Source organism: Paenibacillus sp. JT22N7 (assembly GCF_059383875.1).
This window is the reverse complement of sequence record NZ_JBXENY010000007.1, coordinates 229,933-256,562: the sequence shown is the minus strand read 5'-3', so window position 1 is coordinate 256,562 and position 26,630 is coordinate 229,933. Positions and strand designations below refer to the sequence as shown.

The following is a 26,630-nucleotide window of genomic DNA, read 5'->3' as shown; positions in this document are numbered from 1 at the left end:
TGATCATTAAGTTGAGCAATAAACGGTTGTAACGCTTTTTGCAAGGGAGGTTATGGGGATGGCGGTTGATCGCAAAACATTGATTTTGGAAGCGGCGGCGCAGTCGTTTGCACAGTTTGGCTATAAGGCGACGACGATGGATCTTGTTTCGAAAATCGCAAATGTAGGCAAAGGGACGATTTACACCTTTTTCAAAACGAAGGAAGAGCTGTTTGAGGAAATTCTCGGCAAAGCCTTTGTAGAGCTGCAAAGCATTATGTGCGAGGGAACGAAGCAGGATGCGGCTTTTAGCGACAATTTGTTTAATGTGCTTGATTCGATTCTCGATTTCCGCTCCGACCATGAGCTGGCAGTGAAGCTTTCGCAGGAGGTTCGAGACATTGGAACGGTGCAGGCGCTTGATGGCATTCGCCGAATGGAACAGTTCGCGCTGGATTTTCTGAAGCAGCAGCTTGAACGGGCGATTGATAATGGCGAGGTGAAGCCTTGCAATCCGGCGATTGCCGCGTTTATGATTTTTCGGCTGTACATTGGATTGACGTCCGATTGGAATAAGCTGAGCGAGCCGCTTAGCAAGGATGAGATTAAACAAAATATGCTTTCCTTCATCGCATATGGCATTGTCGCCGATCCGGTGAAGTAATGGGCAAAGTCAGAGCAAGACGGCGATGCCTATTTTTTTGAAAAAAACTGACCAATATACCGAAATGGTCATTGGTTCAACATATAAGCAGCATAGATCAGCATATTGAAAAAGGACGTGTTCGCGATGGGTGTATTTCAAGTGTTTTGGAAGGAAATCAAGCTGCTCGGCAAGAAGCCGATGGTGCTGCTGACGTTAGCGGGGGTTGCTCTGCTGCCAATGCTGTATAGCAGCTTTCTAGTAGAAGGCTCGTGGGACCCTTACGGACAGACGAGCAAGCTGCCGGTAGCGGTTGTTAATCTTGACCAAGGGGCAGACTATGAAGGCAAGCAGCTGCATATTGGCGAGGATTTCGTCGATGAGCTGGGGAAAAATACTGACTTTAGCTGGTCATTCGTTACGCAGGATCAGGCAAAGACCGGCATGAGCAATAATCATTATTATATGACGATAACGATTCCTGAGCAGTTTTCGCAGGATGCGGCGACGCTGACAGAGGCTGAGCCGAAGCAGGCGGAAATTATTTTTGAACCGAATAGCGATTATAACTTTGTAGGCGCACAAATCGGCAGCACGGCAATGAAAGAGCTGAAGTCGAAGCTGTCCGTGCAAATAACGGAAGCCTATACGCGCAGCATGTTTGAGCAAATCGATAAAATTTCCGATGGGCTTGGAAAAGCAGGCTCCGGTGCAACGGAGCTGCAAGATGGGGCCGGCAAGCTGGGCGAAGGCATTACGACGCTGAAAACGAATTTGAACAAGCTGGCGAGCGGCACAGCGGACGTTCAGTCAGGTGTGAAGCAGCTTGCGAGTGGAGCGGGCGACCTTGCCAAAGGCGCAGGCACGCTGAAGTCGGGAACCGCGACTTTGTCGAGCGGGCTCAGTGAGCTGTCTGCGGCCGCTGCCAAGCTCGGCGCTGGGGCAAGCAGCGCAGGCGATGGCGCTGCGAAGCTTGAAGCTGGCTTGCAAGCGGCAAGCGTTGGAAGCGGGAAGCTGTCCGCTGGCCTGACGGCTTCGGAGAAGGCCAGCGCGCAGGTTGCGGTCGGCGCAAGCCAGGTCGCTGATGGTTTGGAGCAGCTCGTGGCGAGCAGCCCGGAGCTGCAGAGCAATGAGCAGCTGGCAAAGCTGCTGGCGGCCAGTCGCCAAGTGGCGTCCGGCAGCGAGCAGCTGCATGACGGACAGAAGCAATTGCTGGCGGGTAGCACGGAGCTTGCTAAAGGACAGAAGCAGCTGCTGGATGGAGCAGCTAAGCTTAGCAGCGGACAGCAGGAGCTGGCTCAAGGGCTGCATACCTTCAGCACCAAGATGAAGGAAGCTGCGGCCGGCGGCCAGAAAACAGCAGAAGGTGCTTCAAGTCTGCAGGCTGGAGCTGCCAAGCTGCAAACAGGACTTGGCAAGCTGAACGGCGGCGTTAGCGAATTGGCCGACGGCTCGAAGAAGCTTGACGATGGAGCAGGCCAGCTTGCCGACGGCTCCGTAAAGCTTGTTGACGGATCGGGCGAGCTTGCAAGCCAATTAAATGAAGCGGCGAGTAAATCGTCAGAAGTACAGTCAGGAGACAGCACGGTTAGCATGTTTGCTGCTCCAGTCAAAATTACGGAAAACACCGATCATAAGCTAAGCCATTATGGGCTGGGCATTACGCCTTATTTCCTATCACTGGCGCTGTTTATGGGTGCGCTCGTGTTTACGACGGTGTTCTCTTTGAGAGAGTCTGGCATTGCCAGTGCTACACCTATGCAGCGTTTTGTCAGCCGGACGATGACGTTTACGATGGTCAGTCTCGTGCAGTCGGTCATTGCCGACACGGTTCTGCTCTACGTCCTCAAGCTCGAAGTTCATAGCAAGCCATTATTTTTCCTATTCACGATTATTACTAGCTTAACCTTTACATGGATTGTCCAAATGCTCGTCACATGGCTTGACAATCCGGGCCGCTTTGCGGTCATCGTGCTGATGATCTTGCAGCTGACCTCAAGCGCAGGAACGTTTCCGCTGGAGATGCTGCCTGACTGGATGCAGAAGGTGAACCCTTGGCTGCCAATGACACACAGCATTATTGGCTTCAAAGCGATTGTAGCAAGCGGAGATTATGGGGTTATGCGCGAGCAAATGTTAATTTTAGGCATTTTTGCGATTATTGCGCTCGCCTTGACCTTCCTGTATTTTTATCGCCAGACTGGCAAAAATGAAAAATTACAAGCCATTACCGCTTAATGAAGCAGCAGGATGAATGAAGAGGAATAATCGGAAAGAACCTCCTCTTTCATTCAACACGCAAATGCGTTAATATAATCTTAACAATTATCATTCAGGAAGCGGCCATCACGTGTTGATGGCTTCTTTTTTTTAAATATTCACCTTGATTATATTAACGTGGAATGCGAGAGAGTGAGTGAGGCTTATGCAACAACAGCTATTTGGGGAAAATAAGCAGCGGTCGCCTTTTTTGCTTGTTTATGCAGCGCTGCTGATCAAGCTGGCTTTATTTCGCTATTTTATTTTTGATACGATTACGATTAGAGATGTGGCGATGGACGGCCTAGGCTTGCTAGGCGTATTATTACTGTTCGAGCTGATTGCCCCCGGCAAGCGCAAAGGCGCTCTTTTTTTACTCGTTAATGCGGTGCTGTCGCTGCTGCTGTTTGCCTCGACGGTTTATTTTGACTATTACGGCTCGGTGCCGACGTATAATGTGTTGAAATCGATTAATCAAGTCGGTCAAGTACGGGCAAGCGTTCAGACGCTAATCCAGCCTGTCTATTTTACTTATTTTCTTGATGTGGCCATTTGGCTGGCGGTATATGCGGTGAGGCGATTTCGCACGCGGAAAGTGTATGAATACAAACGTATGGGCCGAGTATCGGTGCTGCTTGTCGTGCTGATCGGCAGTACATCGTTTCTCAGCCGCCAGGTTTATATGGATCAGTCGATTGCTAATGAGCTGGAGCGGGCTAAAAATCTCGGTTTTATCGGCTTTCAGGCATCTGCCGCTTGGCAGGCCAGCACGGAAGCCATTGAGACCGAAACTGGCAGTCTGTCAGAAACGATAGCTGAAATTAATCAGCTCCAAGCGAGCTATCCTTATGCTGAGGCTGGAGCAAATAAGGATGCGAAAGGCAAGCTAGCGGCGAAGCAGCCTGTGCAATTTGGTACGGCAGCAGGTAAAAATCTCATTGTGCTGCAAATGGAAGCTTTCCAAAACTTCCCGATTCATCTTAAGGTGGACGGCCAAGAAATTACGCCGACTCTCAATCAGCTGGCGGATGAGGGCTATTATTTTCCTCATGTGTATCAGCAAATCGGTCAAGGCAATACGTCGGATGCCGAATTTATGTCGAATACGTCGATTTATCCGGTTGGGAGCGAAGCGATGTCCAAAGGCTACGGGGACCGGGCGTTTCCAAGCCTCCCGAAGCTGTTGCAGGAGCAAGGCTATGATACAGCTACCTTCCATATTAATAACGTGACGTTCTGGGATCGCGATAAGCTGTATCCAGCGCTTGGTTTTGATGCTTATTATGATAAGCCTTATTATACGGATGACCATTTTAATGATTTTGGCGCGTCGGATGAGGAGCTTTATCGGGTCGGGGTCCAAAAGCTTGCAGAAATGAAGCAGCCGTTTTATGCGCAGTTCGTTACAGCTTCCAGCCATTTTCCCTTTAAAGTGCCAGCTGACCGCGTAACGCTAACGCTGCCGGATTCGCTTGCAGGAACGCAACTAGGCGACTATTTGACGGCGATTCATTATACCGATTATGCCATCGGTACATTGATTAGCAAGCTTAAGGAGCAGGGATTGTGGGATAATACAGTGCTGGTTATGTACGGCGACCACTTCGGACTGCAGCCTGACAAAATCGATCCAGAGCAATTTAAGACGGAGCTTGGCATGACGTATGATGCGCGGCTCAGCCGCTTTAATATTCCGTTTATCGTCCATGTTCCAGGCGGTGCCAAAGGCGGCAAAGGGCAGGTAGTCGAGCAGGTCGGCGGACAGCTGGATATGATGCCGACGATTGCTAATTTGCTTGGTCTTAAGCCGGAGGAATCGGGTGCTACGCTGTTTGGCCATGATCTGCTGAACATTGATCGGAACGTGCTCGGGATGCGTTATTATTTGCCGAGCGGATCATTTTTCAACAATGATATTTTGTTCGTTCCCGGCAAAGGCTTTGAGGACGGCACTGCCGTATCGCTTGATACGATGGAGCCGGTTACGAATTTTGAGCAATACCGCAGCGATTATGATTATATTATGAAGCTGATGGGCTTGTCTGATAAATACGTGCGAATGCTGCCAAAGCGCGAGCTTGAGGCGTATTAATAAGATGATATGGGTTAGAAAAATATAGTTTTTTGTTGTAAAAAAGCTCCGCCTATTGGCGGAGCTTTTCACGATTGCTATTCAAATTTTTCCACTCTTCAATGGCTTCGCTAACTTCTTTATCGCGTTGTTCGTCTTTCGGTCCGGGTATAGTCGGGGAGATTTCATAAACATTAAAACGAGTGTCTGCTACATCTGTGCGTCCTCTGCCAGAGCTTTTTACATAGTTGCTACTGTTCATTTGAAATCCACCACCTTTAATTCAAGTATAACCTAATCAGGTTATGCCCAGCAACATTAGGAATAAACATACGACTGCTGCCCATAGAGACTGCGCCATATTCATTGACGTAATGATGAATAAGTCCACTTTTTGCTTCGTAAGCTACAAATCCGTCTCCACCTTGCTCAATATGTCGCTGAGCAGCATAAGCAAAGAGATGGTGGGCCACGTATTTATATTTTTCTCTCACCCCGCGATTATGAGGAGCCTTTTCAATAAAGTGTATCCATTCATGGTCGCCACGATTTTCTAATGCTATGGCACCCTCTATTTGATCAGAGCCGACGACACAGATTTTATACACTTCCACATTACCCATCTGAAAGTACAATCGCCAGTTAAAACCTGGTGTCCAGTTTGGCCGCATTCCTTTTACATCATCTATATTCATTTTTGTTATGTAAATTGGAATACGGTAGCCTGTCTCGTTTTCAAAAAGCATAAAACCACCTCTAAAATTGTCAGAAATAGCCGGATTTTCAGAAGGATTTATCTGAATTGTTTAGCAATATTTCTTTAAATGAATAAGACAAAAAATACCTCCAACATTGCTGGAGGTGCTTTTTGTAGCTTATTTGAAAAAGAAAACGGCAGGACAGGCAGGCGGCTATTCCCGCGAAAAGCCTTCCTCTTCCAAATACTCGACAGCCTCTTCGTAGGTTTCGAAGGCCATCTCCAAATTCATGCCATCGTAAATCATCCAAGTATCTTCCTCGAATCTCACTTGAAGCGTCTGCGCGTCATCGTTAGCCCATTGCTGATCGGAATTGGCCTTTTGTCTTCTGCGCTGTGCTCTGGTAAGCGGCACTTCAGGCTTGAACGATAGCGATTTGATCGCTTCGGCAATCAATGTGCGAAGCTCGGATTCATCCAGGCTGCGAATGTTGACAAGGCCCTTGTCGTCGATGTCATAGCCGTCCAGCAGGGCGGCGTAAACAAAGCCATTGCCGTTTGGATGAAGGTGGTAAACGACATTTTTGCGGTCGTATACGCTGCCTGCATATTGAAAATTAACGCGTCCGAGCGACACATCGCTGCGCTCCAGCTCGGGAAAGGACGTAATGATTTCAAGCTTTTGTTCAAAAGTTAGCATAATTTCCTCCATCGTTGAATCCATTTTACTTTAGCGTAAAGGGCGCTGGCTACAAATGCGCCTTGTTGACCTGCTCGTTGCGTACCATTTGCTCCAGCTTGTCGACGAGAGCCTGATGCTCAGGCGGCAGCTTCCGCAAGCCGAATAAACGTTTGGCTTTGTTTTGCTTCAGCGTCTTCAGCATATACAGCTTCTCCCGATAGGTGAACATGGGTACCAGCCTCCAATCCAATTGCACCATAAGTTCCTCCATTATATAGGCTTCACCGTCAGGATGAAAGCTATAACCTGAACAATCAAGCTTTTTAGCAAGGGCAAGGCTGGTGGGAGGGTCATCTTCTTTTTTTGCCTAGCCAAGCATAAGCTTGAATACGGAGTGGGACGATCCTTATGGCGGGAGGCGAAAGAAGCATGGCAAGATGGGGGCGAAAATGGGGACTGCTTCAGCTGTTGAACCGCAATCGCAAGCTATCCTGGCCTGGACTGCCGCTGCGGCGGGTGAAGACAGTGAGCTGGAGCAGTCGTGGAAGCGTTAGCGAAAATTCAGGCAGCCGCAGCGGCAAAAGCTGGGGAAATGGCAAACTAACTGGCGCAGGCATTAGCCGCCCCAAAGGCTGGGGCAGCGGCAAGCTGACTGGCGCAAGCATGGGCCGGCCCAAAAACTGGGGCAGCGGAAGCCGTCCTAGCTCCGGCAAGAGTCGCCCCAAAAGCTGGGGAATGGGCAAGCCGCTGTTTGGCAAAGGCAGCAGCTCTAGCGGTTTTGTAGCAAAATCGCCGTCAGGGCGTACGGCTTCCAGGCCAGCTGCTTATGATGCTTTTCAGCCTGGGCAGTCACAGTCGTCCGGCGGGGGAAGCTGGGGCTCAAAGCCGAAATCGCCCATGCGAAAGCTCAAAATATGGGCGGTCATCATTGTGCTAACGCTGCTCATTGGCGGCATTCAGTCTTTTATATACGTAGATAGGCATTTGCGCGAGCCGCTTACTAAGGTTGCCCAGCTGCGAATTAAGCAAGTAGCAACGCAGGCAATTAATAAAGCGACGACGGAGCAGGTGTCCAGCCAGTCCGAGTTCGAGAAGCTGGTCGATTGGAAAATGAACAGCAATGGCAAAGTATCGGGGTTTATGCTGAACTATAACGAGCATACGAAAATTAGGGCGCAGACGATTGAAACGGTGCAATCGACGCTTGAGCATCTTAAGGAAATTCCCGAGCATATCCCTATTGGCAATGCGCTGGGCAGTCCGCTTATCGCGTCTTATGGTCCTCGTGTTCCCGTCAAGTTTGAGCCAGTCGGCGCGGTTAAAGTAGATCTCAGCACACGCCAGCAAAATGCAGGCATCAATATGATTTTAATTGAGGTGTATATTCATATTGTCGCGGAGGTTGCCATCATTATTCCGTTCGAAACGGAGCCGCAAATGGTGGAGACGGAAATTCCGATTTCCTATTTGCTCGTCGTTGGCGACGTCCCGATGTATTATTACGACAACAAAGGCAATCCAGTTGGCAGCTCTGCCCCTGGAGCCCCTAATATTGCTCTTCCGCTGTCAAAAGGAAGCGGAGTGACGCAGCCATCGGACGGCAGCATGCTGGAGGAGCAGCTTGATGCACCGGTGCTGCCTGCGCCGAGTGCAGACAATGAGAGCGAGCATTAGAAGCAGAAGCAAGGAGCCTGCAATACGGAAGCTGAAAAAAGGAAAGCCACTGATGCAATTGTCGCCTCAGTGGCTCATTCATGATTTTTTAGTTAGTAGCTGAATTACATGTACAGCATGAAGAAATTCAAGTCATGCCCGTTTTGCTTCAAGTAGTTGTAAAGCTGCGAACGGTGATGGAACGTATGGGTAGTGACCTCAATCAGCCATTTGACCTGAACCATGCCATGCTCCAAATAATAAGCTTTAGAAGATTTAGTCAGCAGCTCATCCTCGCTTAAGGAAAGGATATACTGCTTGAACAATTCAAGGTTAGCTTGAAAACGCTGAATCAGCTCGTCCGGGCTGGTGATGCCAGCGGCTCCATTTTCAACCTCTGCAACTTCCTGCTCTGTCCTTTCCTGCAAAATAGCAAGATCGGTAGCGGGAATAGCTGCCAAATGATGAACAAGCTCCTTCAGCGAACGCATATTGTCCTGCGGACGAAAGTCCCACTCGGTTGGCTGGATTTGGGCAATTAAGGAGCAGCTTGTCCGAACGGACAGCTCCAGCTCCTCCAGCAAATGATCTCTAACTGCAAATGTTCCTGACATCATGTATCGTCTCCTTGTTTGGTCGATTATTTTTTTATTGCTGCTCATAGCGGGCAGCGAGCTGGCATACTCGTTGATAGATAGCTGCCCGCAGCTCCGGCGGTTCTGTCACTTCGGCATCCATGCCGATATAGGTGAAAAACTGAACGGCCCAATCCCATTCGGACATGGGCAAATCCATCTCAAGCTTCCAAAGCTGGCTGTCGACCTGCTTGACCAGCTGTCCAAAGTGGGGGTCCTGCTCAGCGAGCAAAGCTCCCCTGTACGTTAATTGGGCAGCGATGTGTACGAGCTTCACGGCGTTATTTTCAGCAGGTGCAGCCTTATCCAAGTACGCGAAAGCCGCTAGTGGCGGCTCAATGGGCTCCAATTCGACAAAACGGTCGACGCGGAACGTTCGCTGTTCCTCATGCACGACGGAATAAGCTTCACAATACCAGAAGCCATGGGCTGTGTAGAGCCGAAGGGGCAGCAGCTCAAGCGACCTTTGATGCTGCTCGGAGCGGTAGAAGGCGCGAATCCAGATCGACGTTCCTGCATATTTCAGCAGTTCCTCCAGCAGCGGCGTTTTGTAATTCCGATCGGGAATGGCAATCTCCAAACGATCCAGGATCGGCTCTATATGCTGCAAAATATGCTCCGGCATCGTGGCTCGAATTTTATCAATAGCTGTAAAACGTGCTTGGTTAAAAGGGGTGTCGGCCATTTTGGTCATGGCATTCAGCGAAAACAACACAGCGAGCGCTTCCTGTGAATCGAAATGCAGCGGCGGCAGCTTATAGCCCTCCATTAATCGGAAGCCTCCCGCAGGTCCCGATAGGGCATATAGCGGTATTCCCATCTCGGCCAGCGCCTGCATATCGCGAAGAATCGTTCGCTTGGATACTTCAAGCTTGCTGGCCAAAGCCTGCGCTGTCTCGGGCCGCTGCTGCAAAGCCATCATAATGGCAATGAGGCGATCATTCCTTTTCAAACGTGGCCTCCCTCCCTTTTTAACCCAGTATAGCATGCCATTAGTGACAACATGTTTGTCATCATTAAATCAGGCTGCTCACGAAAAATGAAGGCTGCTATCCATGAAAAAAAACCGCTAGTCGCCAGCCAGAGGCCAGCAATTAGCGGTACATAGTGGAGCTGGGCTGCTATTTACCCATTTTTCAAAATATAGAGAAAGCATATCCTAACGCAATCCTTTCTCTATATTTCTCGGAATGAAACGCACCGCTCCGCCAAAGAAGGCGACAGCCGTTTCACCTTGATCGCCGCAGTTCCTCGCGCTCCCATGCTTTCAGCAGCGGATACGGGTCGAAGGACCATTCGATCAAGCCGCGGTCACGGTAAATGCCGTAATGAAGATGGGGCGGGAATTTGCCCTGGGTTCCCGGCTTGCCATAGCCGGAGCTTCCAACCCAGCCGATCACTTGCCCCGGCTTGACGACGGTTCCGGCGGCGAGCGATTTATCGAACCCGGATAGGTGCGCGTAATAATGGTAATAATTGTTGAGATCACGGATGCCAATGCGCCAGCCGCCGAATGGGTTCCAGCCCTTCACCTCGACAATGCCGTAGCAGGTGCTTTTGACCGAGAGGCCGTAGCCAGCGAACAGATCGGTGCCTTCGTGGCTGCGTCTGCCGCCCCAGCTGCGGGCGTTGCCCCAAGTGCTTTTATAAGAATAGTTATTCCCGACTGGGAGCGGAAAAGCATGCTCAAATAGATCTAGTCGCCCAAACGTTTCATAAATGCGTGTAAACTGCTGGATGCGCTGGACAGATCGGCTGTTATGATAATATTCCCATAGTCCGATAGCCAAATCGTCCTCAGTCGTTCCATGCTGCAAAATTTTGCTAGCGATCGCATACAGCAAATCAAAATCATTGTTGCGTTCCGCTTGTCCGTCGCCATCGCCGTCCCGGCCAATGCCGTTGAACCAGCGAATAGAAAGCGGCGATACGTCGGCTTTATTCGGATTCAGCAGGCCGCTCCATTGATCCTCTTCAATAAAGACGCCAACGGTTTGGCCTAGAAGCGGCCGCGTTTTGGGGCGTGCGCTGGACAGCGTGCGCTCATATTGATCAATAGCGGCAAGCTGGGGCCAGGATATGCCCGTCATCAAGCTTAATTTGTCGTACAACGATTGCCGGGTAGCGAACACTTCGGCAGCTTTGGGCGTGGTCTGCGCGGAATGCACTGGCAAAAGGCTTTCATCCTGATGCTCTGCAGGTCGGGACGCCGCAAGGACTTGCCCGGAGTGCCCGGTTAATAGGCAGGCGGATAGTGTGAGTGCTGCTGCAAATCGCACGGTCTGTTTCAAGCTGTCCATCCTTTCTGTAGCTGTATGGCTTGATGGTTAGGTTTTGCAAATCATTGGTTTTTATGCGAAGCATGCACACTCGTCATCCATCGTAAATCTGTATGGCTTTTATCTGAAATTCGAATGAATCTAATGTGCGATAACGTGCTACATAGGGAAGAAACATGCTATAATAGCGAAAGTGATACGGCCAGGGCTTATCTTGAGACGGGACCATTAGAGCGTTTGAAGATACGACCTTGTTAAATGGAGTGAAAGCAGGGATGCCGGATGAAACCAACCAAACAAACAGAAAAACTGCCGAAGCCCGATTGGCTTCGCATTAAATTAACGACTGACGGCAATTACGCCGAAATAAAAGACATGATGCGCACCAAGACGCTGCATACGGTATGCGAGGAAGCGCGTTGTCCAAATATTTATGAATGCTGGGCGAATCGTACAGCAACCTTTATGATATTAGGTGACATTTGTACGAGGGCTTGCCGCTTCTGCGCGGTGAAGACAGGTATGCCGACGGAGCTTGATACACAGGAGCCGGAACGCGTTGCTGAAGCAGCTGAGCAGATGGGGCTGCGCCACTGCGTCGTAACATCCGTAGCACGTGATGATTTGAAGGACGGCGGCGCATCCATTTTTGCCGGAACGATTCAAGCCATCCGCGAGCGCGTTATGTTTTGCCGCGTCGAGGTGCTTATTCCGGACTTCCTTGGCAATGAAGCTGCGCTTCAAGTGGTCATGGATGCAAAGCCGGATATTTTGAACCATAATATTGAAACGGTAGAGCGCCTTTCTGACCGCGTGCGTGCCCGGGCCAAATATGCCCGTTCACTGGAGCTTCTCAAACGCGCGAAGGCGATGAATCCGAAAATTCCGACGAAGTCGAGCATTATGCTAGGCCTTGGCGAAACATTTGAAGAGATTTTGAAAACGATGGATGATTTGCGTGCTGTGGATTGCAATATTTTGACTTTAGGCCAATATTTGCAGCCAACGCCAAACCATCTGCCGCTAGTTCGCTACGTGCATCCAGATGAATTCGCCGCTTTGAAGGAAGAAGGATTGAAGCGCGGATTCCGGCATGTCGAGTCTGGCCCGCTCGTTCGCAGCTCTTATCATGCGCATGAGCAGACGGATTCCGCTGTCGCCGCTGAGGAGCGCGAGCTGAGCAACGTATAAAGCTTGAACTGAAGCTTCGAGAGGTGGGAAGTCGTCTTGATTCAAATCGGTGGTAAAATTTATGAGCTTGTTCATGAGAACAGAAATGGCTGGAATCAAGAGGCCTTTCGTGCCCGCTACAGCGAGGTGCTGGAGCGGTATGATTATATCGTGGGCGACTGGGGCTATAGCCAGCTGCGCTTGAAAGGTTTTTTTAAAGACAACCATATGAAGTCAACTCGTGATACGATGTTCTCTTATGCATCGGATTACATTAATGAATATTGCAACTTCGGCTGCCCTTACTTTGTGCTGGAGAAGACCGGAAGCGTGAAGCAGTCTCCCGAGCTTGAGGAAGTGTACGAGGAGGATGCGCTGACGGCTGATCTCAACGACAAGCTGTTCACGGCGCTGGAGGAGGCTTTTCAGACGGTGGGGCAGGAGGAAGACGGCCATGTTGTGCAGTCTGCTGCTGCGGCAGCCAAGTCTCCTGGTGAAGCACGCCCTCTGAATCAGGGCCAGAAGCCAAGCCAGCAAGGCCAGAGTCATCATTCACGCGGCAGCTCTGCCAATCGCAGCGAGGATTCTTCGCAGCGCAGCGGAGGCAAGCAGCGTGAGCGCCGCAGCTACCGGCCGAATGGTGGCAGTGGCGGGGGCGGAGAACGTGCTGATCGCAGCGGCGGCAAGAAGCCGCCGAGAGGTCTTGCGGCAAGCAAGGAAATTGCCGCTTCCGCTGAAAGCAATGAAGGGTCGCCGGCTCAGCCGCAGCGCCAGAAATCGCCATATCGCGGTAAAAACCGCCCGCCGAAAACAAATCATTCCGAGCCAACCGCAGAATAAGCAGGCTCGGGTACAGGCTTAAGTTTAATAAAGCAGGAATGCTGGAGCTCATCCAGGTTCCTGCTTTTTTTTTGCAAATATAAGAATTTATAAGTTGTAGCTTATAAATAGGACTTATATTTCTCGGACTGAAACGCGCTGCGCCGCCAAAGAACGGCGACAGCCGTTTCACCTTGGTTCAACAGCAATTGGTAAAATCGGACAAAATGCTACATGGACGGTCACAGTCGTTGCCGATATCATTGATAATGAAAATCAATTAAAAATTCCAGGAGGTGCTTCAAACGGGAATGGCTTACGCGAATAAGGCAGCAATAGGCGAACTGGCAAGCTCACAGGCTTTTCAGAGGGCGAGAAGGCGGGTGTTCACCCAACTGATTGAAGCGCTCGTATTTGAAAGGCTACCCGCTTTCACATGCACAGAGCAGCGGGATGGCCAGCTGGAAATACTTATTTTCGGTCGCGATGATCAAGAGCGGCCGGTCCATTATAGCTGCCAAGGCAGAAAAATGCTAAGTTTTGGAAAAATAAAGCTGACGAACAGCATCATAACTCGCCTTCAGGATGGAAGGCAGGAAGAGGCGCAAGATATTGCCCTCTTTCTGGAGGAAATGGCTCGCTCACTTGCTGAGGCACCTAGCCAGATCAGCGCCTTTGCCGCTGAACTTGAGCAGACACTGCTGAAGGAAGCGGCTGCTTTGCAGTGGATAAGCGAGGAGGAGAGCAATAAACGGGGCGGCAGCCGCAGCTACGACGAGCTAGAGGGAGATGTGCTGGAAGGGCACCCGTACCATCCATGCTTCAAGTCGAGAATCGGCTTTACGATGGCTGATAATGAGGCATACAGTCCGGAATTTCATCCGCAATTTCGGCTGCTCTGGCTCGCTGTCTGGCGTGAGGATGTGGAAGTGACGGCATCCGAAGGGATAGATGGACGAGAGCTTATCCGTGCGGACGCTGGCGTGGAATTGCTCACGGAGTGGGAGCAGCGTCTGGAGCAGAAAGGCAGCAAACCGAAGGATTATGTATATATGCCTGTACATCCATGGCAGTGGCGGGAGGTGCTCTCTGGACTATTTTTCCAAGAGATCGCTTTAGGGAAAATCGTCGTATTAGGCGAAAGCCGCCACCTCTACTCGCCCCAACAATCCATTCGTACTTTAGCTAACCGCACAGAGCTTAAAGGGCTGTCGATTAAATTGCCGCTAAGCATCCGCAATACTTCATCAATGCGGACGATTAGTCCGCGGCATGCAAGGAACGGTCCGAGATCCTCAAGCCGTCTTGCGGCTATGGTGGCGGGGGATCGTTATTTGAGCGAAACGCTGCGGCTCATTTTATTGCAGGAGCGGCTCGGTATTTCTTACCGTTATGAACGGCTCCCAGAATCAGTGCGCGGGCGGGCAGAAGGAACCCTTTGCGCCTTATGGCGGGACAGCGTCCATCTCTATGTAGATCAAGGTGAGCAGGCGGTACCATTCACGGCGCTATGCCATGTTAGGCGAGACGGGCAGCCCTTTATCGCGCCATGGGTGCAAGCGTCAGGAGTAGAGGTATGGCTCCGTCAATTGCTCGACGTTGTTTTGCGTCCGCTGCTCCATCTGTTGTTTGCACATGGAGCCGCAGTTGAAGCGCACGCGCAAAATCTTGTGCTGCTGCATCGCAGCGGCGTACCGTCGCGGCTAGCCGTAAAGGACTTTTCCGGCGGCGTATTGTTTTATAACGGAGAAAATGCGGACTCCGCGGCCTTGCCGGAAACGGATGTGAAGCATGAGGTTCGGGACGTTGTGCATAATGCTTTGTTTTTTGTGAATTTGGCGGAGCTTGCGTTGTTTTTGAACAAGCATTATTCATTCGCGGAGCAGCATTTTTGGCAGGCGGTTGCGGATGCGATCGGCGAGTATGAACGGGATTTTCCGCAGCTTGCAGAGCAGTTTGGGGCCTATAATCTGTTTGAAAATCGCGTCTTCGTCGGGCTGCTTGCCGCCCGCAGGCTGCGAGGAGATGGCGGAGAGCGGGACCACTGGATTGCGAATGCATTAGCTGGCTACCGTGACAGTGACAGTAACCGTAAAGCTAACCGCGAAGCTGGGCGTGATCAATCGGACTTCATAGAGGAGGAGAACAAGAAATGAAGGCACTTGAGCTGACGCAGCCCGAGGCGGGAATAGAGGAGATTGTCCATTCGGAGGCTTATCCGCCAGCGCGGCGGCGCGTATTTCGCCAACTGCTGGAGGCGCTGCTGTATGAGCAGATGATTGCTTACGACAGCCGCATCGCTGCTGATGGAGCGGAAGAAATAACGATCACGGGAACGGATGCCGAAGGGCGTCCCGTCTATTATCGCTGTGCATTCCGGCGCAAGCTGAGCTTTGGCAAGCTTCGCTTAACCAACCAGCTGCTGTATAGACAGGCAGCGGAGCATCAGGATGGACTCGGGCAGGAGGCCGAGGATATTGCATTATTTTTGCAGGAAATCGTTTCTGCGATGGTGGAGCCGCCGCGATACCTAGAGCGCTTCACGCAGGAGATCGAACAGACTCTGGTCAAGGAAGCTGCGGCCCGCAGTCACCGCCTGCTGCATCCGGTTAGCGGGAGCCGGGAGCTGGCGGATTTGGAAGGCGACGTCATCGAGGCGCATCCGTATCATCCGTGCTTCAAATCGCGAATCGGCTTTCAATTGGAGGATAATGCGCGGTATGGACCGGAATTTCATGGACGCTTCCAGCTAGTATGGCTGGCGGTCCATAAGGAGGATCTGATTTTCGCCGTATCCAAGGATCGTTCATGGTCAGAGCATATTGCTGGCGAGCTTGGCGAGGAGACCGTTGCCCGGTTCGTACAAAAGCTGGAGCAGCGAGGGCTTGCGGCGGCGGAATTTACGTTCGTCCCGGTTCACCCCTGGCAGTGGCGGGAGAAAATCGCTCCACTATATTTCCGCTTCATGGCCAGCGGACGTATGGTTGTGCTCGGCGAAGAAGGGGATCATTATTCTCCGCAGCAGTCGATCCGCTCGTTGTCCAATCGCAATAACCGGCTCAAAAATAATGTCAAAACCGCGATCAGCATCGTCAACACATCCGCTGTACGCCTTCTCGGAACGCATCATGTAACGAATGCCCCGATTTTATCGGATTGGCTTGAAAGCATTGTGGCTAGTGACCGCTATTTGCGCGATGAGCTTAAGCTTGTGCTGCTTAAGGAGCATGCGGGCGTCTCCTTCCGCTACAATTTATTGCCAGGCCCTGTGCGGGCTGCCGGCTATGGCACGCTCGGCGCAATATGGCGCGAGAGTGTGTATGTCCACTTGGAGGAGGGAGAGGAAGCAGCTCCGTTCACCGTTTTATGCCATATTGGCGCAGATGGCAAGCCGTTTATCGACAGCTGGGTGCAGCGCGAAGGACTTCGAAGCTGGCTGGACAAGCTGCTTACAACCAGCATGCTGCCGCTCATTCATCTGCTGTTCGAGCACGGCATTGCAATGGAATCGCATGGTCAAAATTTGGTGCTCATTCACAAGCAAGGCGTGCCTTCAAGAATTGCGCTTCGGGATTTGCCCGGCGGAGTGCGGTTCCATACCCGCGATGGGGAGAAGGAATCGAGACCCGAGCATTTACTGGACTCCGATCCGCTGCATCCTAACAGCTACAGCACATCGCCAATGGAAACGAATAATGTTCAAAAGATTCGGAATTTTCTGATGGATTCTTTTTTGCAAATTATGCTGGCTGACCTTTGTCTCGTTCTGGAGGAGCATTACGGGCTAGAGGAGACAGAGTTTTGGCAAGCCGCTGCGGCGCCGATCCATAGCTATTTGAGCGCATTCGGTCTGCATAAGGCAGAGCGCTATGATCTATTTGCTGAAACGATAGAAGTCGGGCAGTTAACGAGGCGCAGGCTGTTCGGCGAGCATGTGATCCGCAATCATTCAGTCGTCAATCCGCTATATCAAATGAGAGAAACAGGAGTGTGAACAAGATGAATGTGAATACGGTGCGCAGGCAAGAGGCAGGAGTGACTTCAGTAGTAGATTGTGTGGGCGGAACGCCGCTCGTCCGGCTGAAAAGAATTTTTCCAGACTCAAGCGTCCGGCTGTTCGCCAAGCTGGAGATGATGAATCCGGGCGGCAGCATGAAGGATCGATCCGCACTGTATATGATTGAGCAGGGCTTCGAGAGCGGCTTAATCGGGCCGAATACGCATTTAATCGAAAGCACTTCCGGCAATCTCGGCATCGGGCTGGCGATGGTTGCGAAGATTAAGGGGCTGAAGCTTACCTGTGTCGTCGATCCCAAAATATCAAAAACGAATTTGCAAATTATTAAAAGCTTGGGTGCCAACATTGATATGGTTACCGTCAAGGATGAGCAGGGCGGCTATCTCAAAACGCGGATTCAGCGGGTCAATGAGCTGCTGGGCCAAATTCAGGATTCCTACTGGATCAATCAATATGCCAATGAGTGGAACTGGAAAGCCTACTATTCTACTGCGGCGAGCGAAATTTTAGAGCAAATCGATGAAAAAATTGACTATTTGGTTTGTGCGGTCAGCACGACCGGCAGTATTTTGGGCTTTGCCCGGCGGCTGCGCGAGACGAATCCTCAAATGAAAGTAATCGCAGTGGATGCGGCAGGCTCCGTTATTTTCGGCGGCCAGCCGGGCTCGAGAGAAATTCCTGGCATTGGCGCAAGCCGCGTGCCGGAGCTGCTCAGCAGGGAGGAAATCGATGAGGTCATCTATGTGCGCGATTTGGAATCGGTAGCCGGATGCCAGCAGCTGCTTGGACAAGAGGGGATTTTTGCCGGGGGCTCTACGGGGTCGATCATAGCCGCGTTAGGCAAGCTGCTGCCGTCTATTTCTCCGTCCTCGACGATTGTTACCGTATTCCCCGATCGCGGGGACCGTTACATGGATACGATTTATAACGACGATTGGGTCAGTATGCTTGAACAAACAGGAGGAGCACTAGTATGAATAAAATGCTGTATTTGAACCGCGAGGATATTCGCCGGGCGGGAGGCGATTCGTCAGAGCTGTATGTGCAGGCGGTCAGCCGGGCACTTGCGCTGCATGCGGAGGGGGATTTTGTACAGCCGCTAAAACCCTATTTGCGCGTCAATGAACAGAGCGGGCATATTGCCGACCGGATTATCGCTATGCCAGCACATTTGGGTGGAAACGAGCCGGTATCCGGCATTAAATGGATCGGAAGCAAGCATGACAATCCATCACGGCTTGGCGCTGAGCGGGCTAGCGGCGTCATTGTGCTGAACGATCCACAGAGCAATTATCCGGTAGCAATACTGGAGGCGAGCTTGATTAGCGGCATGCGTACCGCAGCCGTTACCGTTATTGGCGCCCGTTATTTGGCGAAAAAGCATTTTGCTGCTTTAAGCTGCATCGGCTGTGGCGCGATTGCCGGTATGCAGATGCAGGCGATGCTTGAGCAGTTTCCAGCTATAAAGACGCTGCATCTTTATGATTTGAATGCAGCGGCGGCGGAGCGTTTCGCCGAACGCCTTCGCGAGCGCTTCAACCATGTGAACATTACAGTTATGGGAAGTGCGGAAGAGGCTGTTCGCAGCGGCGAAGTGATCGTCACCTGCACCGTAGCCGACCAGCCGTACATTCCATTCGAATGGCTGCAAAAAGGCGCTTTCGTCAGCAATATTTCGATAATGGATTTGCAAAAGGATGTTTTTCTCCGTGCGGACAAAATCGTCGTTGACGATTGGCAGCAGGCAAACCGGGAGAAAAAAATTATTCATCAGCTCGTCACGGAGGGCAATTACTCACGCGAGCAGCTGTATGGCGAGCTGGGCGAGCTGGTCACTGGCCGGAAGCCGGGGCGCGAGAATGATGAGGAAATTATCGTGCTGAATCCAATGGGCATGGCCATTGAGGACATTGCCAGCGCCGCAGAAATTTATCGGAAGGCGAGAGAGGCGGGCATTGGCAGCGAGCTGGAATTGTTTGGCGCTGAGCAGGCCGCGCCATCTGCAGGGTGATGCCATGAGTGAGCGGAAAACAATCGCGGCTCCGCCTTCAATAGCGGAGCAAGCGCATGTGGAGCGGCTGCTCAATGCATATATGCGGGAAGCGGGACATTTTCGCCCGCTTCTTCATGAGGAACAGCAGCTGCCGATGGAGCTTCATACGGCGATCGCTCGTGAAGGTGGACTTGGGGCATTTATGCTGGAGCTGCCCCATTCCCGTTCCGCAATTGTTGGCTCTATTCGCTGGCTATCGGCGATGGGCCATCATAAATATGGCGATTCGCTGTGGCTGGTGGAGGGAACAGGAAGAGCTGCCCGTCATGCCCCGTTTAGCAGGCTGGATGGTGCAACTGGGCTAGCGGCCATTATGGTAGCCGAGCTCTCGCTTGCGAGCGGAAGCCGAGATGCAAGCAAAGAAGAGGCGTTTCTGGCGCAAATCTCCAGCTCGTTGAGCAATATGAGCCATTTCCTAGAGCAGTCAGGCAGTGGCGGGAGCCAGCTTGCGAGGACGTATGGCAGCGGGCGAATTCGGCTGGCAGAGCAGTCGATGCTGCAGGGCCATCCGTTCCATCCTGCTCCGAAAAGCTCGCAGGGTTTTACGGCGGACGATAAAGTCCGCTACGCGCCCGAGCTTGGCGCTGCGTTTACGCTGCATTATTTTGCCGCTGAGCCGGAGCTCGTGCAGCAGCAGTGGATTGGAGATCAAGCATTGGGCGAGAAAGGCGATTCGGTTACCCCTGAGAAGGTGCGCCTTGCCGCGCTGAAGCTGCTGCCTGCTGCTCGGCAGCATTACGTTCTTCTGCCTGTTCATCCTTGGCAGGCGGCGTATTTGCTCCGCTTGCCTGTGGTCGAGCGGCTTATGGAGCAAGGCGGGCTTGTGCATTTGGGCCCGCTGGGGAATGAAGTGGTACCAACCTCATCTGTGCGCACGGTTTGGGATGTGCAAAGCCCTTATATGATCAAGCTGCCGCTGCAAGTGCGAATTACTCATTTTGTGAGAAATAATCCAACAGAGCAGTTGGTAAGAACGATTGAGGCAAGCCGAATTCTCGCGCAGCTGGAGCAAAGCAGCCCGTTTGGAGAAACGTTCCATATTATCCTTGAAGAAGGCTATCAGACGATCAATTTGCTGGAGGATGTGCCATCTGAATCACTAGAGTCTGCTATAAGCGCAACAGAAGCGGCGGAACTGGCCGCGAGTTTCGGCGTCGTGTTCCGCCGCAATCCGGCTTATATGACGTCGGGGGATGAGCCTGAAGAAGCGGCTAGCCCGCTAGTAGTCGCCGCGCTGCTTGAGGAGGGAGCAGAACCGAAGTCTGCGCCAATAGGTGCCTTCATCCAGCTTGCTGCAGAGTCTCGGCAGGCGGCACCTGATCTTTCCTTTGCCCAGAAATGGCTGGAGCAGTATGTAGAAATATCACTGGTGCCGCTGATTTGGCTATTTGCAGAGCATGGAGTCAGCATGGAAGCACATGTGCAAAACTCGCTTGTGGCATTGGAGCGGGGCTGGCCGGCACGTTTTTACGTCCGTGATTTGGAAGGGACTAGCCTTAGTGAAGAGCGGCATGGACAGCCAGCTTCCGGGAGGAAGTCCAGTTACGCAGCACGTGGGCACAGCTCAATTGGTAAAACTACCTTTACACTGCCGCAGGGCCATCCGGCGCTTTATGCAGACAAGCAGGCATGGGATCGATTTAAATATTATGTGCTGGTCAACCATTTCGGCCATCTTATACATGCTATTGCTTATTCGCTGGATGTGGAGGAATTGGCGCTGTGGCAAACCGTTCTTCATACGCTTCGCCGTTCTTCACGGCTCAGTGAGGCTGAACCGTATATGACCGATTTATTTCAAACGCCCCAGCTGCCAGCCAAAGCGAATTTGTCCAGCTGGTTCAGCCAGCGCGGCGAAAATCCGTCCTATGTCACGGTGCCGAATCCGCTTTATGCGGTGGCGGAGCGCAGGGACGGGCCTATTGCTGCCTCCGTGCTGAAGCGGGTAATGTCGGATAAGCAGGAGCATGCCGAGCAGCCCTATTGCGCTTATTTGTACAATTTGGCAGAGCTTCGCTCGCATATTAGCCGCCTGACCGCTAGCCTGCCGGACTTCTGCCAGCTGTTTTATGCGCTGAAGGCAAACTCCGAGGCGTCTATTATAGGAGCGCTTGCTCCTTATGTTCATGGGTTTGAGACAGCTTCCGCAGGCGAAATCCGCAAAGCGCGCGAGGTGGATGCTACCATTCAGGTTATTTATGGAGGTCCCGTCAAAACCGATGAAGCGCTGATGGAGGCTATGGAGCGAAAGGTTCGCCATATTCATGTGGAAAGCAGGCATGAGCTGCTGCGATTGAATGAGCTTGCCGCTAGGCGCGGGGAAATCATGACGGTGCTGCTGCGCGTAAATGTGAGCATTCCTTTGCCGGATGCAAAGCTCGTAATGGCGGGACGGAAATCGCAGTTCGGCAATGACGAGCAGCAAATTCCCGAACTGCTGGAGCTGTCGCGCACGTTAAGCCATATCAAAATCGACGGTTTTCATTTCCATTCGCTATCGAATAATTTGAGCGTCGATCGGCATTTGGAACTGCTCGCCTTTTATTGCCGCCGTGCTGCGGAGTGGACGCAGCAGTTTCATCTGAACATCGCTTACCTCAATGTAGGCGGTGGAATTGGCGTCAATTATGCGGATTTGCTGCGCCAATTCGAGTGGGAACGGTTCACGGACGGGCTGCGGGAGCAGATTGCTCCGCTATGTGCCTCTGGCGTCAAGCTCGTATTTGAATGCGGCCGCTACATTGTCGCTTCTTGCGGCTATTACGCGGCTGAGGTAGCCGAGGTGAAAAATAATCATGGCAGCCGCTTCGCCCTGCTGCGCGGCGGTACGCACCATTTTCGCCTGCCGGCATCATGGCAGCACAGCCATCCGTTCCGCATTATAGCGGTGGATAGCTGGCCCTATTCCTTTGAACGTCCGCAGCTGTCTGACAGCCGGGTAACGATAGCCGGCGAGTTGTGTACGCCTAAAGATGTGCTGGCGCGTGACAGCTATATCGAGCGGGTGCGTGTCGGGGACATTGTGTTATTTCCTTATGCAGGCGCTTACGGCTGGGCGATATCCCATCATCAGTTTTTAAGCCACGCGCAGCCGCAGCACATTTACCTTGATTAAAGAAACGGAGCTGAGAACGATGACCCAGACGAAAAAGCAGCTGCATCTGAATTTATTTCTGATGAGCACCGGCCATCATGAGGCTTCATGGCGGCATCCCGACAGTACGCCGGAGAGAGCAGTCGATGTGCATTATTATGTAAAGCTGGCGCAGACCGCGGAGCGGGGCAAGCTGGATTCGATTTTTCTGGCCGATTCATACGGTTTGCCGCCTACGATTCAATACAAGGTGCTTCAAGGGCTGGAGCCGTTTACGCTGCTGTCCGCGCTTGCGATGGCAACGAAGCATATCGGGCTCATTGGCACCGCCTCGACCACTTATAATGAGCCGTTTCACATTGCCCGCAAATTCGCCTCCCTGGATCTCATCAGCGGAGGTCGGGCGGGCTGGAATATTGTGACCTCTACCGGCAATACGACGGCTTTCAACTTCCGCGACGAGCAGCTTCCTGAGCATTCGATGCGCTATCGTCGGGCCGAGGAATTTTTGCAGGTTGTCAAATCGCTGTGGGACAGCTGGGAGGATGGTGCGCTCATCATCGACAAGCAGTCCGGCATATATGCGAATCCTGAACGGATCAAGCGGATCGATCATAAGGGAGAGCATTATGCGGTTCGCGGTCCGCTGAACCTTCCACGCATGCCGCAGGGGTACCCGCTGCTTGTGCAGGCAGGCGCTTCGGATACGGGTAAGGAATTTGCCGCGATGGCGGCGGAGGCTGTATTTACGGCACAAAACACGCTGCAGGGCGGGCGCGACTTTTACAGCGATTTGAAATCGAGAATGGCGAAATACGGCCGCAGTGCGGATAGCCTTTGCATTTTGCCTGGCTTCTGCGCCATCATTGGTGATACGGAAGCAGAGGCGAAGGAAAAGGAGCAGGAGCTGCATGAGCTGGTACAAATCGATTACGGATTATACAGGCTGTCTAATTTATTTGGGATAGACCTGTCTGCTTATCCTTTGGATGGACCGCTGCCTTATGCCGACCTGCCGCAAACCGAGCAAATCAATTCGCAGAAGGGCCGGCATCAAATGTTTATTGAAATGGCGCAGCAGGAAAAGCTCAGCATTCGCCAGCTCATGATGCGCACCGCATCTTCGCGCGGACATTTCTCCATGGCGGGCACGCCGATACAAATAGCAGATGCGATGGAGCGCTGGGCAGTCGCAGGAGCAGCCGATGGCTTTAATTTAATGCCGCCTTCGCTGCCGTCGGGGCTGGATGACTTTGTAGACAAGGTCATTCCTGAGCTGCAAAATCGCGGCTTGTTCCGTTCCGATTATACTGGCAGCACGCTGCGGGAGCATTACGGCCGCAGCGCCGCGGCTCGGTCTGGCGTTCACGCGTGAAGGGGAAAGGGGCGCCGGCAGGAGCGGACAAAGCAGCGGTTAACTGGCGGCTGAATCTCACCATTTTATGGCTGGGCAATTTTCTCGTTACGGGCAGCGCGACGATGGTCATCCCATTTCTCCCGCTGTTTCTTGAGGATTTGGGCGTGAGCTCGGTCAGTGAAGCAGGGTTTTGGGCGGGGGCGATATTCGCTGCCCATTATGTGACCTTATTCATTTGCCAGCCGATCTGGGGAAGAATAGCCGACCGCTATGGGAGAAAAATGATGCTGCTGCGCGCAGGCTTCGGCATGGCTGTTGTCATTGCTATGATGGGCTTCGCTGAGGCGCCATGGCAGCTTCTGCTGCTTCGTCTGCTCAATGGCGCTTTTGCTGGATTTTCACCTTCGGCAACGGCTATCGTATCGACGAATACGCCAAGCAGCCGAATGGGCTTTGCGATGGGCACGCTCCATTCCGGCAATATTTCCGGCACGGTCATGGGGCCGCTTATTGGCGGCTTGCTGGCGGAATGGCTTGGGCTGCGGAGCGTTTTTTTCATAACGGGTACGGTGATGTTTATGGCGGCATTGTTAACTGCTATCATCGTGAAGGATCATTTTGTGAAAGCCGATCAGCGCTCCGAGCAAAATGTTTCCACGATCGGCGGCTTTCTCGTGCTATGTAGGGTCCGGCAAATTCCCGCGCTGCTGGCGGTCAGCGTCATGATTCAGTTTGCGCTGACCGGATCACTGCCGTTTATTCCGCTGTTCGTCAAGGAGCTGCATGGCGAGGCTGGCATGCTGGCTTTATATGTTGGGCTGGTCAGCTCGATAACGGGTGTGTCCAATATGATTTTTGCACCGCTGCTGGGCAGGCGCTCCGACCGCACAGGCCCGCACCTCATATTAAGCTACTCGATGCTCGGCGCTTGCCTAATCGTACTGCTGCATTATTTTGTCGCTTATTATTGGCAGCTGCTGCTGCTGCGGTTTCTGTTGGGCATGTTCATTGGCGGGCTCATTCCGACGGTGCGGACGCTCATTAAGCAGTATGTGCCGAAGGGGATGGAGACGCGGGCATACAGCTTTGATACGAGCGCAGTCAGCCTGGGGGCTGTTCTTGGGCCTATCGTTTCTGGGGCAGCTTATGGCTACGTGGGGATAAGGGGCGTTTTTCTCATGTCGGCTTTTCTCATGCTGCTTAATGCTGGCTGGAGCTACAAAATGCTTGGAGGCGGGAGCAAGTCCAAAAGCGACTCTAGAGCAAATCCCGAAACTCTTTCTGACACGATTGCCACTGCTGAAAATAACGCCACTACGCCCCGACCTGCGGGCGAAACATTCAAAAAGCCTATGTAGCCGCGATACCGCGGCCGCATAGGCTTCTTTTTGTTGAAAGCGGGATTTTTTCATCCGTGGTGAAAAATTAACCATGCTGCTGGCCGTTCGTATAAAGGAGCAGCGAATCCATAATCGTTTTGCGGCCGATCGGCGTCCAGCACATGGCATACCAATTCGGGATGAAGCGCACGCGGCCGCTCTGGACAGCCTCATGCTTTTTCCAGAAGGGGCTGCTCTGCATCCGCTGCAATATTTGGTCGCTGCTCGGTCCATGATGCAGCTTCTGAACGAACAAATAATCGGATTGAATGGACAGGCCGCTGAGCTGCTCCGGCTGCATTTCGACTTTGTGGTCAATGGCGGGAGAAGAGCTGCCCGCCGTCAGTCCAAGCTCGGTGAACAGCAGCTCATTGAGCGGATGGTCTGGCGCTCCTTGAATGCGGACGGCGTTATGCGTAACCCGCATTAATGTCAGACTTCCGCTGCCGACGGAGCGGCCGAGCAGCTTGCGGGCATCGTCGGTTTGCTGCGCCAGCTCGCTGAGCATCGCCTGCTCGGTTCGCTCGCAGCCGATCATTTCTGCAATTTTATGCAAGGCGATACGCCAGTCGGCATGATGCTCCAAACATGCGGTGGACGCAATTTGTTTAAGCGGCTCCTCATATTCATGATGATAGCGATCGATAAGAATTAAGTCGGGCTTGAGCTGCATCAACGTCTGCAAATGACGGGTCACTTTGCCCAGATGCTCGGCTTCTCCCATTCCGGGATAACGGAAGCAGTTCATGTTGGCAATCGGAAAAATGCCGAGCGAGCGCAAGCTGTCGTCAAAGCTGGAGCAGGCGACGACCGCGATTTTTAATTGATGGCGCTTCATATAAAGATTGGGAGAAATGCCAACCGATGCTTTAAATACCCGGCTGAAATAAAACTCGCTGCCAAAGCCGACGCGCTCGGAGACGCTTCTGACAGATGCCCCATTCAGCGAGAGCTGGGCCTTTGCTTCCTTGACGCGAAGATCCGCTAAATATTCAAAGGGAGTGACGCCCATTACCTGCTTAAACTTGCGGGAGTAGGAGGTTGGTGTCAGCATGGCGATGCTGGCAAGCTGCTCCAGATTGATTTTTTCATGAAGATGTTTATGGAGGTAGCTGATGCTCTCCTGCATGCCCTTCTCAGACGTTGGAATGCGATTAAGCTCCAGCAGCTCAAGCAGAACCGTGCTGTAAAGCTCCTGAAATTGCAGCTGCATCATCAGCTCGCGTTCAGGCTTGCTTTCAAACTTGTCAACTTGCGAGGCTGTCTCATATAGACGTATGATCCTCTCGGAGGTTTGCTGCTGGCTGCGCAGCTTGATGCCGCTGTTAAACAGCTCGGCCGGCAGCTCGGGAAGCTGCACCTTTCGGTTGTCACGCTGTTTGGCAACGCCAACCGCATCCAGAATCAGCACATAATATTCAAAATCTCCCCGATCTGATTGGAAGCGTATGGACATGCCGGGAAGCAGCAGAAGCGGCTCAAGCGCTTCAAGCTTTCGCTCATGCCCGTTAATAGCGAGGAGGCCGGAGCCTCGGGTAAGAAAGACGAGCATCGGAGCGGGTGCTGTCCGCTGAATAGCAGCGTGAGCGGGCTTGCTGTATTTATAAATGGAAGATAAAAAAACCATTGTACGTTTCATTTTGGCGTCTCCAGTCTATTAGTCTGGTAAGAGGCATCCATCGCTGCAAGCGGTCTTGTTTATTGTAAATGAAAATCATTATCATAGTCAATTATGAAAATAGGCTATCGGCTGCCATTCGATAAATGATAAAATTTTATATGGAATCGGACAAAAAGTTCGATGTACAAAAAGAGCGAAACGTTTTATGATTCTCGTTGAGA

Annotated in this window: 21 protein-coding genes; 13 read left to right on the top strand and 8 right to left on the bottom strand. The window is 52.1% G+C overall.

Going from position 1 to position 26,630, the window contains the following annotated elements; genetic code table 11:
- The first annotated feature begins 58 nt into the window (after window positions 1-58).
- From AC50Y5_RS20030 to AC50Y5_RS20020, 3 genes are all read left to right on the top strand, one after another.
- Window positions 59-643 (top strand): TetR/AcrR family transcriptional regulator, encoded by a 585-nt coding sequence (locus tag AC50Y5_RS20030; RefSeq protein WP_494863228.1) that lies wholly within the window; start codon window positions 59-61, stop codon window positions 641-643.
- Between the two features lie 126 nt (window positions 644-769).
- A complete protein-coding gene (locus AC50Y5_RS20025; protein ID WP_494863227.1) occupies window positions 770-2,860 on the top strand; it encodes a YhgE/Pip family protein in 2,091 nt (696 codons plus the stop codon).
- Window positions 2,861-3,047: 187 nt separating this feature from the next.
- A complete protein-coding gene (locus AC50Y5_RS20020; protein ID WP_494863226.1) occupies window positions 3,048-4,973 on the top strand; it encodes an LTA synthase family protein in 1,926 nt (641 codons plus the stop codon).
- A gap of 52 nt (window positions 4,974-5,025) precedes the next feature.
- Here the strand turns inward: AC50Y5_RS20020 and AC50Y5_RS20015 are convergent, their stop codons facing one another.
- The 4 genes from AC50Y5_RS20015 to AC50Y5_RS20000 form a co-directional block, all read right to left on the bottom strand.
- Window positions 5,026-5,214 carry a hypothetical protein gene (locus tag AC50Y5_RS20015; protein ID WP_494863224.1) on the bottom strand — a complete coding sequence of 63 codons (189 nt, stop codon included), beginning with the start codon at window positions 5,212-5,214 and terminating at the stop codon, window positions 5,026-5,028.
- Window positions 5,215-5,230: 16 nt separating this feature from the next.
- Window positions 5,231-5,698, bottom strand: coding sequence for a hypothetical protein (locus AC50Y5_RS20010; protein WP_494863222.1), 468 nt, complete (start codon window positions 5,696-5,698; stop codon window positions 5,231-5,233).
- Window positions 5,699-5,863: 165 nt separating this feature from the next.
- Window positions 5,864-6,349 (bottom strand): hypothetical protein, encoded by a 486-nt coding sequence (locus AC50Y5_RS20005; RefSeq protein WP_056041204.1) that lies wholly within the window; start codon window positions 6,347-6,349, stop codon window positions 5,864-5,866.
- Window positions 6,350-6,398: 49 nt separating this feature from the next.
- Window positions 6,399-6,590 carry a hypothetical protein gene (locus tag AC50Y5_RS20000; RefSeq protein WP_150131560.1) on the bottom strand — a complete coding sequence of 64 codons (192 nt, stop codon included), beginning with the start codon at window positions 6,588-6,590 and terminating at the stop codon, window positions 6,399-6,401.
- Window positions 6,591-6,760: 170 nt separating this feature from the next.
- On the opposite strand from AC50Y5_RS20000, the gene yunB reads away from it, so the two are divergent.
- Window positions 6,761-8,005 (top strand): sporulation protein YunB, encoded by a 1,245-nt coding sequence (gene yunB, locus AC50Y5_RS19995; protein ID WP_494863220.1) that lies wholly within the window; start codon window positions 6,761-6,763, stop codon window positions 8,003-8,005.
- 104 nt (window positions 8,006-8,109) lie between these two features.
- Here the strand turns inward: yunB and AC50Y5_RS19990 are convergent, their stop codons facing one another.
- The 3 genes from AC50Y5_RS19990 to AC50Y5_RS19980 all read right to left on the bottom strand — a co-directional run bounded on the left by AC50Y5_RS19990 (window position 8,110) and on the right by AC50Y5_RS19980 (window position 10,919).
- Entirely contained in the window at window positions 8,110-8,598 is a 489-nt protein-coding gene (locus tag AC50Y5_RS19990; RefSeq protein ID WP_494863526.1) for a DinB family protein, read from the bottom strand.
- 34 nt (window positions 8,599-8,632) lie between these two features.
- The gene (locus AC50Y5_RS19985) at window positions 8,633-9,571 is read right to left on the bottom strand and encodes a helix-turn-helix transcriptional regulator (RefSeq protein ID WP_063892662.1); all 939 of its coding nucleotides are present in this window, start codon (window positions 9,569-9,571) and stop codon (window positions 8,633-8,635) included.
- 277 nt (window positions 9,572-9,848) lie between these two features.
- On the bottom strand, window positions 9,849-10,919 hold the full coding sequence (locus tag AC50Y5_RS19980) for a M23 family metallopeptidase (RefSeq protein WP_494863217.1): 1,071 nt from the start codon (window positions 10,917-10,919) through the stop codon (window positions 9,849-9,851).
- Between the two features lie 261 nt (window positions 10,920-11,180).
- Here AC50Y5_RS19980 and lipA point away from each other — a divergent pair, with 261 nt between their 5' ends.
- The 9 genes from lipA to AC50Y5_RS19935 all read left to right on the top strand — a co-directional run bounded on the left by lipA (window position 11,181) and on the right by AC50Y5_RS19935 (window position 24,767).
- The gene (gene lipA, locus AC50Y5_RS19975) at window positions 11,181-12,089 is read left to right on the top strand and encodes a lipoyl synthase (RefSeq protein ID WP_056041212.1); all 909 of its coding nucleotides are present in this window, start codon (window positions 11,181-11,183) and stop codon (window positions 12,087-12,089) included.
- A gap of 36 nt (window positions 12,090-12,125) precedes the next feature.
- On the top strand, window positions 12,126-12,908 hold the full coding sequence (locus tag AC50Y5_RS19970) for a YutD family protein (RefSeq protein WP_494863212.1): 783 nt from the start codon (window positions 12,126-12,128) through the stop codon (window positions 12,906-12,908).
- A gap of 290 nt (window positions 12,909-13,198) precedes the next feature.
- Complete coding sequence (locus tag AC50Y5_RS19965) at window positions 13,199-15,043, top strand: IucA/IucC family protein (RefSeq protein ID WP_494863208.1); 1,845 nt, start codon at window positions 13,199-13,201, stop codon at window positions 15,041-15,043.
- A complete protein-coding gene (locus AC50Y5_RS19960) occupies window positions 15,040-16,881 on the top strand; it encodes an IucA/IucC family protein (protein WP_494863206.1) in 1,842 nt (613 codons plus the stop codon). Before AC50Y5_RS19965 ends, AC50Y5_RS19960 begins: the two co-directional genes overlap by 4 nt.
- A gap of 5 nt (window positions 16,882-16,886) precedes the next feature.
- Complete coding sequence (sbnA, locus tag AC50Y5_RS19955; protein WP_494863204.1) at window positions 16,887-17,882, top strand: 2,3-diaminopropionate biosynthesis protein SbnA; 996 nt, start codon at window positions 16,887-16,889, stop codon at window positions 17,880-17,882.
- Window positions 17,879-18,916 carry a 2,3-diaminopropionate biosynthesis protein SbnB gene (gene sbnB, locus AC50Y5_RS19950; RefSeq protein ID WP_494863202.1) on the top strand — a complete coding sequence of 346 codons (1,038 nt, stop codon included), beginning with the start codon at window positions 17,879-17,881 and terminating at the stop codon, window positions 18,914-18,916. The genes sbnA and sbnB overlap by 4 nt, the downstream gene beginning before the upstream one ends.
- 4 nt (window positions 18,917-18,920) lie before the next feature.
- Window positions 18,921-22,073: an IucA/IucC family protein gene (locus tag AC50Y5_RS19945; protein ID WP_494863200.1), complete on the top strand. Its 3,153-nt coding sequence runs from the start codon at window positions 18,921-18,923 to the stop codon at window positions 22,071-22,073.
- 19 nt (window positions 22,074-22,092) lie between these two features.
- On the top strand, window positions 22,093-23,427 hold the full coding sequence (locus AC50Y5_RS19940; RefSeq protein WP_494863198.1) for an LLM class flavin-dependent oxidoreductase: 1,335 nt from the start codon (window positions 22,093-22,095) through the stop codon (window positions 23,425-23,427).
- The gene (locus AC50Y5_RS19935) at window positions 23,424-24,767 is read left to right on the top strand and encodes an MFS transporter (RefSeq protein ID WP_494863196.1); all 1,344 of its coding nucleotides are present in this window, start codon (window positions 23,424-23,426) and stop codon (window positions 24,765-24,767) included. Before AC50Y5_RS19940 ends, AC50Y5_RS19935 begins: the two co-directional genes overlap by 4 nt.
- A 67-nt stretch (window positions 24,768-24,834) precedes the next feature.
- On the opposite strand, the gene AC50Y5_RS19930 is transcribed toward AC50Y5_RS19935, so the two are convergent.
- Window positions 24,835-26,427, bottom strand: a complete 1,593-nt coding sequence (locus tag AC50Y5_RS19930) for a helix-turn-helix domain-containing protein (protein WP_494863194.1) — start codon at window positions 26,425-26,427, stop codon at window positions 24,835-24,837.
- Window positions 26,428-26,630: the final 203 nt, after the last annotated feature.

What these genes read in the sequence shown, in the direction of transcription:
- yunB (WP_494863220.1), top strand. Translation starts at nt 6,761, where the DNA reads ATGGCAAGATGGGGGCGAAAATGGGGACTGCTTCAGCTGTTGAACCGC.
- AC50Y5_RS20015 (WP_494863224.1), bottom strand. Translation starts at nt 5,214, where the DNA reads ATGAACAGTAGCAACTATGTAAAAAGCTCTGGCAGAGGACGCACAGAT.
- AC50Y5_RS19945 (WP_494863200.1), top strand. Translation starts at nt 18,921, where the DNA reads ATGAGTGAGCGGAAAACAATCGCGGCTCCGCCTTCAATAGCGGAGCAA.
- AC50Y5_RS20025 (WP_494863227.1), top strand. Translation starts at nt 770, where the DNA reads ATGGGTGTATTTCAAGTGTTTTGGAAGGAAATCAAGCTGCTCGGCAAG.
- AC50Y5_RS19930 (WP_494863194.1), bottom strand. Translation starts at nt 26,427, where the DNA reads ATGAAACGTACAATGGTTTTTTTATCTTCCATTTATAAATACAGCAAG.
- lipA (WP_056041212.1), top strand. Translation starts at nt 11,181, where the DNA reads ATGAAACCAACCAAACAAACAGAAAAACTGCCGAAGCCCGATTGGCTT.
- AC50Y5_RS19960 (WP_494863206.1), top strand. Translation starts at nt 15,040, where the DNA reads ATGAAGGCACTTGAGCTGACGCAGCCCGAGGCGGGAATAGAGGAGATT.
- AC50Y5_RS19965 (WP_494863208.1), top strand. Translation starts at nt 13,199, where the DNA reads ATGGCTTACGCGAATAAGGCAGCAATAGGCGAACTGGCAAGCTCACAG.
- AC50Y5_RS20020 (WP_494863226.1), top strand. Translation starts at nt 3,048, where the DNA reads ATGCAACAACAGCTATTTGGGGAAAATAAGCAGCGGTCGCCTTTTTTG.
- AC50Y5_RS20000 (WP_150131560.1), bottom strand. Translation starts at nt 6,590, where the DNA reads ATGGTGCAATTGGATTGGAGGCTGGTACCCATGTTCACCTATCGGGAG.
- AC50Y5_RS20010 (WP_494863222.1), bottom strand. Translation starts at nt 5,698, where the DNA reads ATGCTTTTTGAAAACGAGACAGGCTACCGTATTCCAATTTACATAACA.
- AC50Y5_RS20030 (WP_494863228.1), top strand. Translation starts at nt 59, where the DNA reads ATGGCGGTTGATCGCAAAACATTGATTTTGGAAGCGGCGGCGCAGTCG.
- AC50Y5_RS19940 (WP_494863198.1), top strand. Translation starts at nt 22,093, where the DNA reads ATGACCCAGACGAAAAAGCAGCTGCATCTGAATTTATTTCTGATGAGC.
- sbnA (WP_494863204.1), top strand. Translation starts at nt 16,887, where the DNA reads ATGAATGTGAATACGGTGCGCAGGCAAGAGGCAGGAGTGACTTCAGTA.
- AC50Y5_RS20005 (WP_056041204.1), bottom strand. Translation starts at nt 6,349, where the DNA reads ATGCTAACTTTTGAACAAAAGCTTGAAATCATTACGTCCTTTCCCGAG.
- sbnB (WP_494863202.1), top strand. Translation starts at nt 17,879, where the DNA reads ATGAATAAAATGCTGTATTTGAACCGCGAGGATATTCGCCGGGCGGGA.
- AC50Y5_RS19990 (WP_494863526.1), bottom strand. Translation starts at nt 8,598, where the DNA reads ATGTCAGGAACATTTGCAGTTAGAGATCATTTGCTGGAGGAGCTGGAG.
- AC50Y5_RS19980 (WP_494863217.1), bottom strand. Translation starts at nt 10,919, where the DNA reads ATGGACAGCTTGAAACAGACCGTGCGATTTGCAGCAGCACTCACACTA.